This is a genomic window from Blastococcus sp. TF02A-30 (assembly GCF_003319185.1).
In the GTDB taxonomy this organism is placed as follows: Bacteria; Actinomycetota; Actinomycetes; order Mycobacteriales; family Geodermatophilaceae; genus Blastococcus.
In genome coordinates this window covers 250,619-264,464 of record NZ_QOHJ01000002.1, presented here as the reverse complement: position 1 = coordinate 264,464, position 13,846 = coordinate 250,619, and the positions used below count along the sequence as shown (strand labels likewise).

The window sequence follows — 13,846 nt, the reverse complement described above, 5'->3', positions numbered from 1 at the left end:
CGGAGCTGGCCGGCGTGCTCAGCGCCGACCAGGTCCGGCAGACGGTCGGCTGGATCGCCGCCCAGCAGGACCGCGACGGCGCGCTGCCCTGGTACTCCGGCGGGCAGCTGGACCCCTGGGACTCGGTCGAGGCGGCCATGGCCCTCGACGTCGGCGGCGAGCACGAGCGCGCCCGCGCCGCCTACCGGTGGCTGGCGTCGGTGCAGCGACCCGACGGCTCGTGGGCGTCGGAGTACCGCGGCGGTGCCGAGACCGCGCCCTCGGTCGAGAGCAACCACGCCGGCTACCTGGCCGTCGGCGCCTGGCACACCTGGCTGGTCACCGGTGACGAGCAGCTGGTGACAGAGCTGTGGCCGGCGGTGCGCCGCGGTCTGGACCTGGTCGTGCGCATGCAGCTGGCCGGCGGCGAGATCTCGTGGGCGCTGCGCCCGGACGGGACCCCGGACGCCACGGCGCTGCTCACCGGCAACGCCAGCCTCTTCCAGGCGCTGCGCTGCGGCATCGCCCTGGCCGGGCTGCACGGTGAGGCCCAGCCGGACTGGGAGCTCGCCGTCGCCGACCTCGGGACGGCGCTGCGGCACCGGCCGGACGCGTTCGCCGACCGGTCCCGCTACTCGATGGATTGGTACTACCCGGTGCTCGGCGGCGCCCTGGACCGCGCGGCCGCGCACGACCGGCTCGACGCCGCCTGGGACGCCTTCGTCGTCCCCGGGCTCGGCGCCCGCTGCGTCTCCGACCGGCCGTGGGTCACCGGCGCGGAGACCTGCGAGCTGGCGCTCGCGCTCGCCGTCGCCGGGCGCCCCGACGCCGCGCTCGAGCAGGTCGCCGCCATGCAGCACCTGCGCGACGACGACGGCTCGTACTGGACCGGCTTCGTCTACGCCGACGACGCGCGGTGGCCGATCGAGCAGACCACCTGGACCGCCGCGGCCGTCGTCCTGGCCGCCGACGCGCTGGCGGGCGCGAGCGGGGCCTCGGGCCTGTTCACCGACCCCCACGCCCTCCCGGCGGCCGGTCCCGCGGATTCCGATTGGCTGAGCGGAGGTGCGGGCACGGTCCGTCCGTGACCTCTCCCCGCACCGCCGACGACGTCACCGTCGTCGTCATGTCCCGCGACCGGCGCGACGAGCTGCTGACCACCCTGCCCCGCCACGAGGCCCCGGTGGTGCTCGTCGACAACGCCTCGGCCGACGGCACCGCCGACGCCGTCCGGGCCGCGCTGCCGCAGGTGACCGTCGTCGCCCTGGACGGGAACGTGGGTTCCTACGCCCGCACGATCGGCGTCGAGCGGGCCGGCACCGAGTTCGTGGCCTTCGCCGACGACGACTCCTGGTGGGCGCCCGGCGACCTCGCCCGGGCCGCGGAGGTCATGCGGGCCCACCCGCGGCTGGCGGTGCTCAACGCGCGCATCCTGGTCGGTCCCGAGGAGCGGCTGGACCCGCTCTGCGCGGAGCTGGCCGCCAGCCCGCTGGGCACGCCGGACGACCTGCCCGGCCCCGCGCTGCTGGGTTTCGTGGCCTGCGCGGTCATGGTGCGCCGAGAGGCGTTCCTGCAGGTCGGCGGCTTCGACCGGGTGGTCCGCTTCCCGGGCGAGGAGGAGCGGCTGGCCCTCGACCTGGCCGCGGCCGGGTGGGGCATGGCCTACGTCGACGCGGTCACCGTGCACCACCACCCCTCGCCGCGGCGGTCCGCGCCCGAGCACCGCCGGTCGGCCATCTGGCGCAGCCGGCTGCTGACCGCGCTCATGCGGCACCCGGCGCCGGAGGTGGCCCGCGTGGTGGTGCAGGCGCTGCGCACCGGCGGCGCCGAGCGCCGCGGGCTGCTGCGCGCGCTGCCGGACGTGCCGGCCGCCCTGCGCGAGCGGAAGCCGGTGCCCGCCGGTGTGCGCGACCAGCTGCGTGTCCTGGAGGCGACCCCGTGAAAGAGGACCCCCCTGCCCCCCACCGCTCGCACGCTCGCGGCGGGCCCCTGCAGGAGGGCCGGGAGGACGACCGGATCGCCGTCGTCGTCATCACCCACCAGCGCCGCGACGAGCTGCTGCTGGCCCTGGACCGGCTCCTGGCGCTGCCGGAGCAGCCGCACGTCGTCGTCGTCGACAACGGCTCGACCGACGGCACCGCGGAGGCGGTGCGCGCCCGCTTCCCCGCCGTCGAGCTGATCGCGAGCCCCGAGAACCTCGGCGCGGTCGGGCGCAACGTCGGGGTCGGCCGGCTGGGCACCCCGTACATCGCCTTCTGCGACGACGACACCTGGTGGGACCCGGGGTCGCTGCGCGCCGCGGCCGACGTCCTCGACGCACACCCGCGGCTGGCCGTCGTCACCGCGCGCATCCTCGTGGAGCCCGGCGGGCGGGAGGACCCGATCGTCCCCGAGCTGCGCGACTCCCCCGTGCGCGGCGCCGCGTGGCTGCCCGGACCGGCGCTCGGCTCGTTCCTGGCCGGCGCCTCGGTGATCCGGCGGGAGGCGTTCGACGAGGTCGGCGGCTTCTCCGAGCGGCTGTGGCTCGGCGGCGAGGAGGAGCTGATGGCCGGTGACCTGGCCGCCGCCGGCTGGGAGCTGTGCTACCTCGAGCAGCTGACCGTGCACCACCAGGCCAGCCGCGCCCGCGACCCGCACAAGCGCCGGCACGACGGCATCCGGAACACGCTCTGGACGACGTGGCTGCGCCGCCCGCTGCGCCCGGCGCTGCGCCGCACCGCGCACCTCCTGCGGACCGTGCCCCGCGACCGGGTGACCGCGCGGGCGCTGCTGGCCGCCGTGCGCGGAGCCCCCTGGGTGCTGCGCGAGCGGCGGGTGCTCCCCCCGCACGCCGAGTCCCGGTTCACCGACCTCGAGGACGCGCAGCGCCGGTCCACCGCCCGCCGCTACGTCAGCTAGTCCTCGGGCTCAGCGGGCGCAGTCGATGCAGGTGCGGGCGGTCGGCCGGGCGGCCAGCCGCTCCGGCGCGATCGGCCGCCCGCAGGTCTCGCAGCGGCCGTAGGTGCCCGCCTCGACGGCGGTGACCGCGGCGTCGACGTCGGCCAGCCGGCGGCGCGCCTGCTCGAGCAGGGCGGCGATCTGCTGCCGCTCGAAGGCGATGGTGGCGCCCTCGGGGTCGTGCTCGTCGTCGGCGTTCGACGACTGCGACGCCGCGACGATCTCGTCGAACTGGCGGGTCAGCGCCTCGATCTGGGCGAGGGCGGCATTCCGCTCCTCCCCCAGCGGATCAGCGCTCACGTCGCAGCAGCCGCAGGGAGCCGGTGCCGGGCAGCTCGGTGAAGTCCCCGGACGCCAGCACCCGCGTGTAGACGCCGTAGGGCGCCTGCCCGCCGTCGGCCGGGTCGGGGAAGACGTCGTGGATGGCCAGCGTGCCCCCGACGGCCAGCTTGGCCACCCAGGCGTCCTGGTCGCGCCGCGCGGACTCCTCGGTGTGCGAGCCGTCGAGGAACAGCAGCGCCGGCGGCGTCGACCACAGCGGGGCGAGGGTCTCCGAGCGGGTGACGACGGCGATCACGACGTCCTCGGCCCCCGCCTCGGCGATGGTCCGCCGGAACCGCGGCAGCGTGTCCAGGAGCCCGACCGCCGGGTCGACCAGCGACGGGTCGTGGTACTCCCAGCCGGGCTGGTGCTCCTCCGACCCGCGGTGGTGGTCGACGGTCACGACCCGCCGCCCGGTCTCGCGGGCGGCCGCGGCGAGGTAGAGCGCCGACTTGCCCATCCAGCTGCCCACCTCGAGCAGCGGGCCGGGCACGGCGACGTCCCGGGCGGCCTCGTAGAGGGCACGGCCCTCGTCGTCGGGCATGAAACCGGGAGCGGCCTGGGCGGCGGCGAGCAGTTCGGGCACGCCCACAGCTTGGCTCACCGGGCGAACCTGGCCCGCAGCGCGGTCACCCGGCGCTCGGTCGCGGCCCCGGCCTCGGTGTCGGCGGCCTTGGCGAAGAAGGCGCCGGCCGCCGTCGTCACCGGGACGGCGAGCACCAGGGCGATCGCGCCGACCATCGTCCGGATGACCTCCTCGGCGAACGCCGACGAGGTGAGGACGACGTTCCACGGCTGGGAGTACAGCTCGAACAGCAGCAGCAGCGGCAGCGCGGCACCGGTGTAGGCGAAGACGATCGTGTAGACGGTCGAGGCGATGTGGTCGCGGCCCACCGCCATGCCGCGGGCGTAGAGCTCCCGCCAGGTCATCGCGGGGTCGACCTCGTGCAGCTGCCAGATGGCCGAGGCCTGCGTGATGGTCACGTCGTTGAGGACGCCGAGGCCGGCGACGACCACCCCGGCGAGGACCAGCCCGGAGAAGTCCAGCGTGGGGTCGTAGCCCTGCAGCGTCACCGCCTCCTCGCTGGTGATGCCGGTCAGCCGGGCGGTGGCCACCGCAACCGCCCCCATGACCGCCACCAGCGTGAGACCGAACAGCGTGCCGACCAGCGCCGTCGTCGTCCGCGCGGAGAACCCGTGCGCCAGGTAGAGGACGACGAACATGATCGCCGCGGAGCCGACGAGGGTGACCAGCACGGGTGAGGAGTCGCCGAGCAGCCCGGGCAGGATGAACTGCAGCAGCACGGTGAACGCGAACGCCAGCCCGAGCAGCGCCGCGAGGCCGCGCAACCGGGCGACCAGCCCCACGACGACGGCGAACGCGACGGCCAGCGTGATCATCGGCAGGTCGCGGGCGTAGTCGTAGAACCCGTACGCGGCCGCACCCTCGGCGCCGGCGTCCCGGGTGAGGACCAGGACGTCGCCCTCCTGCACCCCGTTGGCGATGACCACCTCGTCCAGCTGCACCTGGACGTACTCGCCCTCGCCTTCCCCGTCGAGGACCTCCACGACGGCGGTGGCGCAGGTGGCCGGCTGCCCCTCCACGCCGCACTCGACCGTCTCCACCGAGGCGACCCGGCCGTCGGGGTAGGTGGTGCCGGGCGGCAGCGCCTGCTCGGCGGCCTGCTGCGCCCGGGTCGGCCCGTCGTCGGGCCACAGGACCAGCAGGCCGATGACGGTGGCCAGCCCGACGGGGACCAGCAGCAGGAGCATCAGCCACACCGCCCGCCGCCGGCGGCCGAGGGCCTCCGGGCTGGGCGGCGGCGCGTCGGGGTCGGGGCCGTGGCTGTGCTGATGACCGGTGGACACCCGGTCAGGCTAGGAGCCCGGTGAGCTCCCGGGCGCACCCGACACCGAGCCGTCGGCGTCCACGATCGGGAAGCGGTGCCACAGGCCGGTCAGCTGCAGCGGCCGGGCGACGGCGGCGGGCGGCGCCACCAGCGCCACCTCGACGCCGCGGGGTGCGGCCATCTTCTGCAGCTGCACCAGCACGGCCATCCCCGCGGAGTTCATGAAGCCGACCGCGCGCAGGTCCAGGTCGACCCGCTGCACCGGGGTCCCGCCGAGGAGCAGATCGGTGAGCGTGCGCACCAGCGGCCGGCGTGCGGCCTCGCTGAGCTCGCCCTCCACGACGACGGTGACGACCTCCCCCGCCACGTTCGTCGAGACGGCGGGCTCCGCCGCCTCGTCGCCTCCACCGGCCTGCACGTCGCTCTCAGCCATGGGAGTGGCACTGCCCCGGACGCGGCGTGTTCACGCACGCGCCCCAGGTCGCGCGGCCGGGAACATTCTCCGGCGGAAGACGTTTACTCGGGTGCCAGCCCGAGGTAATCTCCAGTCGCCACTAGAGGTTCCACCTCGGGCAGCGAACTCAACAGGACACCATCAGGAGGTTCGACGCCATGATGCTGACCGCCTACGACCCGTTCGCCGCCACGTCCGCCGCCTTCCGCGCGCTGGACCAGCTGACCGGCCGCTCCGGTTCGACGACCGCCCGCCCGCTGTCGGGCATGCCGATGGACGCCTACAAGGTCGGCGACAACTTCGTCGCCCACTTCGACCTGCCCGGCGTCGACCCCGGCTCGATCGACCTGTCGGTCGAGGGCACCACGCTGACGATCAGCGCGGAGCGCTCGGTGCCCCAGCTGGAGAACGCCGAGTGGGTGGCCGCCGAGCGGCCGTACGGCGCCTACACCCGCCAGCTGGTGCTGGGCCGCAGCCTGGACACCGACCGGCTGGAGGCCAGCTACCACGACGGCGTGCTCACCGTGAGCATCCCGGTGGCCGAGAAGGCCCGGGCCCGCAAGATCACGGTGACCCGCGCGGACACCCCGACCGCCGTCGAGGGGCGCACCATCGAGGGCGAGCAGTCCGAGCAGAAGGCCGTCACCAGCTGACGACCGCGACCGGAGGGGCCGGACCCGGCGGGTCCGGCCCCTCCGCGTTCGCCCCACCCCGAGGAGGACGGCGATGACCGAGCGACCCGATCCGCTGCGCCGGCTCGACGACCCCGACTACCCGGCGCTGACGATGAGCCAGGCCGCGGAGCTCCTGGGCGTCCAGGCCGCCTTCCTCCGCAGCCTCGACTCCTCCGGCGCCCTCCAGCCGCACCGCTCCTCCGGCGGGCACCGGCGCTACTCCCGCACCCAGCTCACGCTCGCCGCGCGCTTCCGCGGCCTGCTGGACGACGGGCACTCCCTCGCCTCGGCCGGGACGATCGTGGACCTGCAGGACCAGCTGTCCGCGGCCGCCGCCGACCTCGCCCGGCTGCGGGCGGACCTCGCCCGCCTGCGCGACCGGGCCGACCCCCTTGCCGACAAACCCTAGGGGGGTATAGTTTATCGGCGTGGACACCGTCGAGCAGGGCGCCAACGCCCACGAGCACCACCACGGCTACATCAGCCGCAAGGACGACTACCTCAAGCGGTTGCGCCGCATCGAGGGGCAGGCCCGTGGCCTGCAGCGCATGGTCGAGGACGAGAAGTACTGCATCGACATCCTCACCCAGGTCTCGGCCATGACGAAGGCCCTGCAGGCCGTCTCGCTCGGCCTGCTGGAGGACCACCTCGGGCACTGCGTCGTCGAGGCCGCCCGGACCGGCGGCCGCGAGGCCGACGAGAAGGTCCGCGAGGCGTCGGAGGCCATCGCCCGGCTCGTCCGCTCCTGATCCCCCACCACCGAGAGGAACCCCCATGACCACCGCCAGCTACACCGTCGTCGGCATGACCTGCGGCCACTGCGTCAGCTCCGTCACCGAGGAGGTCTCGGCCGTCCCCGGCGTCAGCGCCGTCGACGTGGATCTCGCATCGGGCGGTCTGACCGTCACCAGCGACGCCCCGGTCGACGAGGCCGCCGTCCGCGCTGCCGTGGAGGAGGCCGGTTACTCGGTGGCCGGCTGATCCCAGCCCCACCGGCGACCGCACACGCCGATGAACACGCCAACCAAGCTCGCCGGTCTCGTCCTCGGACTGGGCGCCGTCTTCGGCGCCGCCGTGGGCATCGGCGCGGTGGTCGGCCCGGTCGACGCGGCGGCGGACGAGAGCTCCGCCGCCGCGCACGACATGGGCACCGAACCCGCCGAGGAGCACGCCGACGGCGGTCACGACGCCGCGCCCGCCGCCGGCGCGCAGCCCACCGGGCTGACCGTCACGGAGGACGGCTACGCGCTCGTCCTGGAACAGCCGTCCCTCCCCGCCGGCGACGACGTCCCGGTCGCCTTCCGCATCACCGGTCCCGACGGCGAGGCCGTCACCCGGTACGAGGTCCGCTACGAGGAGGACCTGCACCTGGTCGCCGTCCGCCGGGACGCGAGCGGGTTCCAGCACGTCCACCCCGAGCTCGGCGCCGACGGCGTCTGGCGGGTGCCGCTGGACCTGACCCCCGGCTCCTGGCGGCTGTTCGCGGACTTCGCCGCCGCGGCCGACGGCGAACCGCGCGTCCTCGGGATCGACCTCGCCGTCCCCGGCCAGTACTCCCCCGAGCCCCTGCCCGAGCCCGCCGCCGTGGCGGAGGTGGACGGCTACACCGTCGTCCTCGACGGCTCGCTGGCCGCCGGCGAGGAGTCCGAGCTGCGCTTCGGCATCAGCCGTGACGGCGTGCCGGTGACCGACCTGCAGCCCTACCTCGGCGCGTTCGGCCACCTGGTGGTCCTGCGCACCGGAGACCTGGGCTACCTGCACGTGCACCCGTCCGAGCCGGCCGGCGGCGCGACCCCGGCCCCGGGCCCGAACGTCGCCTTCGGCACGACGGCCCCCTCCGCCGGCACCTACCGGCTGTTCCTGGACTTCAAGCACGGCGACGTCGTCCGCACCGCCGCCTTCACCCTGACCGCGGGCACGCACGAGGAGCACGGATCGTGAGCACCGACGTCGAGCTGCTGATCGGCGGCATGACCTGCGCGTCCTGCGCGATGCGGGTGGAGAAGAAGCTCAACAAGCTCGACGGGGTCACCGCCACGGTCAACTACGCCACCGAGAAGGCGAAGGTCACCGTCGACGGCGACGTCCCCGTCGAGGACCTCATCGCCACGGTGGAGAAGACCGGCTACACCGCCAGCCTCCCGCAGCCGCCGCAGCCCGAGGCGGTCGAGGAGGCCGACCCCTCCGCCCCGCTGCGCACCCGGCTCGTCGTCTCCGCGCTGCTCAGCGTGCCGGTGGTCGCCCTGGCGATGGTGCCGGCCTGGCAGTTCGAGTACTGGCAGTGGCTCTCGCTCACCCTGGCTGCGCCGGTCGTGGTGTGGGGCGGGCTGCCCTTCCACCGGGCCGCGTGGACCAACGCCCGCCACGGCGCGGCGACCATGGACACCCTGGTGTCCCTGGGCACCCTGGCCGCCTTCGGCTGGTCGCTCTACGCGCTGTTCTGGGGCACCGCCGGCACGCCGGGCATGGTGCACCCGTTCGAGCTGACCATCGAGCGCTCCGACGGCAGCGCCAACATCTACCTCGAGGCCGCGGCCGGGGTCACCACCTTCCTGCTCGCCGGCCGGTACGCCGAGGCCCGGTCCAAGCGCCGGGCCGGCGCGGCGCTGCGCGCGCTGCTGGAGCTGGGCGCCAAGGAGGTCTCGGTGCTCCGCGGCGGCACCGAGCGGCGGGTGCCGGTCGACCAGCTGGCCGTCGGTGACCTGTTCGTCGTCCGCCCCGGCGAGAAGCTCGCCGCCGACGGCGAGGTGACCGAGGGCTCCTCGGCGGTGGACGCCTCGATGCTCACCGGGGAGCCGGTGCCGGTCGAGGTCCGCCCCGGCGACGCCGTCGTCGGCGGCACGGTGAACGCGGGCGGCCGGCTGGTCGTCCGGGCGACGCGAGTCGGCGCGGAGACCCAGCTGGCGCAGATGGCCCGGCTGGTCGAGGACGCGCAGAACGGCAAGGCCGAGGTGCAGCGCCTGGCCGACCGGATCTCCGGGGTCTTCGTGCCGGTGGTGCTGGCGCTGGCCACCGCCACGCTGGGCTTCTGGATCGGCGCCGGCGCCGGGCTGCCGGCGGCGTTCACCGCGGCGGTCGCGGTCCTGATCATCGCCTGCCCTTGCGCCCTCGGGCTGGCCACGCCGACCGCCCTGATGGTCGGCACGGGCCGCGGCGCGCAGCTCGGCATCCTCATCAAGGGCCCCGAGGTGCTGGAGAGCACCCGCCGGGTGGACACCGTCGTCCTGGACAAGACCGGCACCGTCACCACCGGCCGGATGACCCTGCTCGACGTCGTCCCGGCCCAGGGCGAGGACGCCGACCGGCTGCTGCGCCTCGCCGGCGCGCTGGAGGCGGCCTCCGAGCACCCGATCGCGCAGGCGGTCGCGGCCGCGGCAGCCGAGCGCGGTGCCCTGCCCGCCGTCGAGGGCTTCGCCAACGTCGAGGGGCTGGGCGTGCACGGCGTGGTCGAGGGCTCCGCGGTCGTCGTCGGCCGCCGCCGGCTGCTGGCCGACTGGTCGCTGGCGCTGCCGCCGGCCCTGGAGCGCGCCGCCGACGAGGCCGAGGAGGCCGGCCGCACGGCGATCGCCGTCGGCTGGGACGGCGCCGCGCGCGGCGTGCTGGTGGTCGCGGACGCGGTCAAGCCGACCTCGGCCGCCGCGGTCCGGCAGCTGCGCGACCTCGGCCTCCAGCCCATCCTGCTCACCGGCGACAACGAGCGGGCCGCCCGCACCGTGGCCGGCTCCGTGGGCATCGACGAGGTGATCGCCGAGGTCCTGCCGCAGGACAAGGTGGACGTCGTCCGCCGGCTGCAGGGCGAAGGCCGGACGGTGGCGATGGTCGGCGACGGCGTGAACGACGCCGCCGCCCTGGCCCAGGCCGACCTCGGCCTGGCGATGGGCACCGGCACCGACGTCGCCATCGAGGCCAGCGACCTGACCCTGGTCCGCGGCGACCTGCGGGCGGCCGCCGACGCCATCCGGCTCTCCCGCCGGACGCTGGCGATCATCAAGGGCAACCTGTTCTGGGCCTTCGCCTACAACGTGGCGGCGATCCCGCTGGCGATGGCCGGGCTGCTCAACCCGATGCTGGCCGGCGCGGCCATGGCGTTCAGCTCCGTCTTCGTCGTCACCAACTCGCTGCGGCTGCGCGGCTTCGCCCCGCTGCCGGAGAACCGCGACGCGACGACGCCGCTCCCCGTCGGCTCCCCCCGTGCCGGGGAGCCGGTCGGGAGCTGACCGACGTCCTCCGGCACAGTTGTGCTCTGCCCCGCCCCGCGGGGCAGAGCACAACTGTGCGAGGAGCACCTTCCCGAGGGGGGACCGCGGTGGCCGAGCGGACCGGAGCTCCCGCGGTGCGAGCGCTCGCGGCGACCGGGGTGGCCGCCGGCGTCGCGCTGCTGACGCAGCCGGGGCGGGTGCTGGCCGCGGTCGACCCGGCGTTCCCGCGGGAACGCCGCTGGCTCGTCCGGCTGCTGGGGGCGCGCCTCGTCGCCCAGCACGGTGCGCTGCTGATCCGCCCGGAACCCGGCGTCGTCACCGCGGCCGTGGGGGTCGAGCTGGTGCACGCCGCGAGCATGCTGCCGTTCGCCGCGTCGTCCCGGTACGGCCGGGCGGCGCGGACCAGCGCCGCCGTCGCGCTCGCCACGGCCGGCCTGGCGCGGCTGTCACAGCGCGGGTAGCAGCAGCAACGCGGTCGGCAGGAGCAGCAGCAGGCCGGCGCACACCAGGGCCGCCGCGCGACCGGCCGGGGGCAGCGGGGCCGGCGGTTCGAGCAGCCGCACCACGCGGGCGCGCACCGCGCCGCCGGTGACGGCCAGGGCCCCGCGCGGCACCTCCGCTCCCCCGGCGCCACCGACCGCGGCCACGATCGCCTGGGCCAGCGTCCGCCGCGGATCGGGACCGTCGACCACCTCGAGCGCCACGTCGTCGGCCCGCATCTCCACCAGCTCCCGGACGGCGGCGTGCGCTCGCCCGGCGGCGGGCAGCACCGGCAGCGCGGCCTCCCACGCCACGAACGGCAGCAGCAGCAGGTGGTGGTGCTCGCGCAGGTGCGCCCGCTCGTGCGCGACGACGGCGGCCAGCTCGGCGTCGTCGAGCTCGGCGACCATGCCGGAGGAGAGCACCAGCAGCGGCTGGGCGCCGGGGATGCAGAAGGCCACCGGCGCGGGGTGCTCGAGCAGCCGGGTGTCGGGTGCGGCGGCCGGCTGGACCACCAGCTCCAGCATGTCGCGGTGCCGGCGCCGGGTGCGGGCGGTGCGCCACCACGACAGCGCCAGCACACCGAGCAGCTGGAGGGCCAGCACCGCGGCGAGGGTCATGGCCACCCAGTGGTCACCGCGGACCACCTCCTCGGCCGGGTGCCGGCGCACCCACGCCCACCACGCCTCCGGGAGCGAGTGACCCCAGGGCGCCAGGCCGTGCACCAGCAGCGCTCCGATGATCGACAGGCCCCCGGCCAGGCCGATCGCCTGCCAGCACAGCAGCGCGACCAGCGGATCGCGCCGCGGCCACCGCGCACGGCCGAGCCAGGCCGGCACCGGCCAGGCCAGCAGGGCGGCGAGGACGGCGAGGGCGGCCGCGGTGACGGGCAGCATCGGGTCGGGACCGGCGGTCTGTTCAGCCGCCGGCCAGCAGCTCGCGCAGCAGCCGGGCCTCGTCCTCGTCGACGCCGCCGACGAACCGGGCCAGCACGGCCTGCCGGTCACCCGCCTGGCCGAGCACCTCGTGCATCAGCTCGGCGGCGTGCTCCTCGCGGCTCGCGCGCGGCGAGAAGCGGCGCGGGCGGGCGTCGTCGTGGACCACGAAGCCCTTCTGCTCCAGCCGCGTCAGCACGGTGTGGACCGTGGTCAGCGCGAGGCCGCGGTCGGCCAGCTCGTCGCGCAGCGTGGCGGCCGAGACGGGACCTTCGGCCTGCCACAGGCGGTCCATGACGGTGCGCTCCAGCTCCCCTAACGAGGCCAAAGGTCCCTCCCTGTCCGACGTCTCACACGCCGATTGTCTACGAGACGTAGAACTTTGTCTTCTACAGGGCGTAGAAAAGGCACGTCGACTGCTGAACGAGGGAGAGAACACGGTGGACGTGCTCGACGTAGCGCGCTGGCAGTTCGGGATCACGACCGTCTACCACTTCCTGATGGTCCCCCTGACCATCGGGCTGGGGATCCTGGTCGTGGTCATGCACACCATGTGGGTGCGCACCGACAAGCCCGAGTGGCTGCGCATGACCCGCTTCTGGGGCCGCATCTACCTGATCAACTTCGTGCTCGGCGTGGCCACCGGCCTGGTGCAGGAGTTCCAGTTCGGGCTCGCCTGGAGCGAGTACTCCCGCTTCGTCGGCGACGTCTTCGGCTCGCTGCTCGCGCTCGAGGCGCTGCTCGCCTTCTTCCTCGAGTCGACGTTCCTCGGGCTGTGGATCTTCGGCTGGGGCCGGATCCCGAAGAAGGTGCACCTGGCCGCGCTCTGGGCCGCGGTCATCGGCTCGATCGTCAGCGCGTACTTCATCATCGCGGCCAACTCGTGGATGCAGCACCCCGTCGGGGTCGAGGTGGACGACGCCACCGGCCGCCCGCTGCAGGTCGACTTCCTCGCCGTCCTCACCAACAACACCGCGCTGGCCGCCTTCAGCCACGCGATCGTCGCCGCGCTCATGGTGGCCGGCGCGCTGCTGGTCGGCATCGGCCTCTGGCACCTGCGCAAGCGGAAGCTGGCCGGTCGCTCGCCCGAGGACGTGGACCACTCGGTGTGGCGCCGCTCGGTCCGCCTGGGCGGGTACGTGTCGCTCGCCGCCTTCCTGCTCACCGCCGTCACCGGCGACTGGCAGGGCAAGCTCATGTACGAGCAGCAGCCGCTGAAGATGAGCTCCGCCGAGGCCCTCTGCGAGACCGAGGCGCCGGCGTCGTTCTCGATCTTCGCCTTCGGCAAGTTCGGCTCGAACGAGTGCGACGACGTGCACTCGATCACGGTCCCCTACATCCTCAGCTACCTCGCCCACGGGGACTTCTCCACCGCCGTCCCCGGCGTGAACGAGCTGCAGGAGGAGTACGCCGCCGTCTACGGCGAGACCTACCCCGACGACCCGTCCTTCGGGGCCAAGGCCGGGGAGCCCATCGACTACACGCCGCTGCTCGCGGTCACCTACTGGAACTTCCGGCTGATGATCGGCATGGGCGCGCTCTCCGCGGGGGTGGCCGCCTACGCCCTCTGGTCGACGCGGAAGGGGCGGGTGCCCACCTCGCGGATCGGCGTCTACGGCGCGCTGCTCGCCGTCGCCGCGCCGTTCGTCGCCAACGCCTCGGGCTGGATCTTCACCGAGATGGGCCGCCAGCCGTTCGTCGTCTACCCGAACCCCGACGTCCCGGTGGAGGACCAGGTCTACTTCTTCACCGCCCAGGCCGTCTCCCCCGGCATCAGCGCCGCCGAGGTCTGGACGTCGCTGATCACGCTCACCCTCGTCTACGGCGCGCTCGCCGTCGTCGAGCTGTGGCTGATCGGCCGGTTCGTCCGGCGCGGGGTCACCACCGGCGACGGCGCACCGGTGCCCGGCCACACCCCCGAGGGCGGCCCGGACGACGACGTCCCGGGCGGATCGGACGGCCGGCGGGCCGACGACGACGTCCTCTCCTTCGCCTACTGACGCACCGAACGACCGCA

The 13,846-nt window shown here is 74.9% G+C and carries 17 protein-coding genes; 11 read left to right on the top strand and 6 right to left on the bottom strand.

Going from position 1 to position 13,846, the window contains the following annotated elements; all coding sequences use genetic code 11:
- The first annotated feature begins 14 nt into the window (after positions 1–14).
- The 3 genes from DQ241_RS05565 to DQ241_RS05555 are packed head-to-tail and all read left to right on the top strand — an operon-like array spanning position 15 to position 2,877.
- Positions 15–1,067: a prenyltransferase gene (locus DQ241_RS05565; RefSeq protein ID WP_233492227.1), complete on the top strand. Its 1,053-nt coding sequence runs from the start codon at positions 15–17 to the stop codon at positions 1,065–1,067.
- Positions 1,064–1,921 carry a glycosyltransferase family 2 protein gene (locus DQ241_RS05560; RefSeq protein ID WP_233492226.1) on the top strand — a complete coding sequence of 286 codons (858 nt, stop codon included), beginning with the start codon at positions 1,064–1,066 and terminating at the stop codon, positions 1,919–1,921. The genes DQ241_RS05565 and DQ241_RS05560 overlap by 4 nt, the downstream gene beginning before the upstream one ends.
- Complete coding sequence (locus tag DQ241_RS05555) at positions 1,918–2,877, top strand: glycosyltransferase family 2 protein (protein WP_233492225.1); 960 nt, start codon at positions 1,918–1,920, stop codon at positions 2,875–2,877. The genes DQ241_RS05560 and DQ241_RS05555 overlap by 4 nt, the downstream gene beginning before the upstream one ends.
- A 9-nt stretch (positions 2,878–2,886) precedes the next feature.
- Here the strand turns inward: DQ241_RS05555 and DQ241_RS05550 are convergent, their stop codons facing one another.
- From DQ241_RS05550 to DQ241_RS05535, 4 genes are read right to left on the bottom strand one after another with little or no spacing between them, the layout of a single operon-like run.
- Positions 2,887–3,216: a TraR/DksA C4-type zinc finger protein gene (locus DQ241_RS05550; protein WP_113829176.1), complete on the bottom strand. Its 330-nt coding sequence runs from the start codon at positions 3,214–3,216 to the stop codon at positions 2,887–2,889.
- Entirely contained in the window at positions 3,206–3,841 is a 636-nt protein-coding gene (locus DQ241_RS05545) for a class I SAM-dependent methyltransferase (RefSeq protein WP_113829175.1), read from the bottom strand. Before DQ241_RS05545 ends, DQ241_RS05550 begins: the two co-directional genes overlap by 11 nt.
- Complete coding sequence (locus tag DQ241_RS05540; RefSeq protein ID WP_113829174.1) at positions 3,838–5,106, bottom strand: YibE/F family protein; 1,269 nt, start codon at positions 5,104–5,106, stop codon at positions 3,838–3,840. Before DQ241_RS05540 ends, DQ241_RS05545 begins: the two co-directional genes overlap by 4 nt.
- 9 nt (positions 5,107–5,115) lie before the next feature.
- Positions 5,116–5,520, bottom strand: coding sequence for an STAS domain-containing protein (locus DQ241_RS05535; protein ID WP_113829173.1), 405 nt, complete (start codon positions 5,518–5,520; stop codon positions 5,116–5,118).
- 179 nt (positions 5,521–5,699) lie between these two features.
- Here DQ241_RS05535 and DQ241_RS05530 point away from each other — a divergent pair, with 179 nt between their 5' ends.
- From DQ241_RS05530 to DQ241_RS05500, 7 genes are all read left to right on the top strand, one after another.
- Positions 5,700–6,194 (top strand): Hsp20/alpha crystallin family protein, encoded by a 495-nt coding sequence (locus DQ241_RS05530; protein WP_113829172.1) that lies wholly within the window; start codon positions 5,700–5,702, stop codon positions 6,192–6,194.
- Positions 6,195–6,267: 73 nt separating this feature from the next.
- Positions 6,268–6,624 carry a helix-turn-helix domain-containing protein gene (locus tag DQ241_RS05525; protein WP_113829171.1) on the top strand — a complete coding sequence of 119 codons (357 nt, stop codon included), beginning with the start codon at positions 6,268–6,270 and terminating at the stop codon, positions 6,622–6,624.
- 70 nt (positions 6,625–6,694) lie between these two features.
- Complete coding sequence (locus DQ241_RS05520) at positions 6,695–6,964, top strand: metal-sensitive transcriptional regulator (RefSeq protein ID WP_199584171.1); 270 nt, start codon at positions 6,695–6,697, stop codon at positions 6,962–6,964.
- Positions 6,965–6,989: 25 nt separating this feature from the next.
- Positions 6,990–7,196, top strand: coding sequence for a heavy-metal-associated domain-containing protein (locus tag DQ241_RS05515; protein ID WP_113829169.1), 207 nt, complete (start codon positions 6,990–6,992; stop codon positions 7,194–7,196).
- A gap of 30 nt (positions 7,197–7,226) precedes the next feature.
- The gene (locus DQ241_RS05510; RefSeq protein WP_113829168.1) at positions 7,227–8,156 is read left to right on the top strand and encodes a hypothetical protein; all 930 of its coding nucleotides are present in this window, start codon (positions 7,227–7,229) and stop codon (positions 8,154–8,156) included.
- 29 nt (positions 8,157–8,185) lie between these two features.
- Positions 8,186–10,432, top strand: a complete 2,247-nt coding sequence (locus DQ241_RS05505) for a cation-translocating P-type ATPase (protein WP_113829439.1) — start codon at positions 8,186–8,188, stop codon at positions 10,430–10,432.
- 116 nt (positions 10,433–10,548) lie between these two features.
- Positions 10,549–10,875, top strand: coding sequence for a hypothetical protein (locus DQ241_RS05500; RefSeq protein WP_147252337.1), 327 nt, complete (start codon positions 10,549–10,551; stop codon positions 10,873–10,875).
- Here the strand turns inward: DQ241_RS05500 and DQ241_RS05495 are convergent.
- Entirely contained in the window at positions 10,861–11,790 is a 930-nt protein-coding gene (locus DQ241_RS05495) for a M56 family metallopeptidase (RefSeq protein WP_113829166.1), read from the bottom strand. The genes DQ241_RS05500 and DQ241_RS05495 overlap by 15 nt on opposite strands.
- Before the next feature lie 22 nt (positions 11,791–11,812).
- Positions 11,813–12,157, bottom strand: a complete 345-nt coding sequence (locus DQ241_RS05490; RefSeq protein WP_113829165.1) for a BlaI/MecI/CopY family transcriptional regulator — start codon at positions 12,155–12,157, stop codon at positions 11,813–11,815.
- A 112-nt stretch (positions 12,158–12,269) separates the two neighbouring features.
- On the opposite strand from DQ241_RS05490, the gene DQ241_RS05485 reads away from it, so the two are divergent.
- A complete protein-coding gene (locus DQ241_RS05485) occupies positions 12,270–13,829 on the top strand; it encodes a cytochrome ubiquinol oxidase subunit I (RefSeq protein WP_113829164.1) in 1,560 nt (519 codons plus the stop codon).
- Positions 13,830–13,846: the final 17 nt, after the last annotated feature.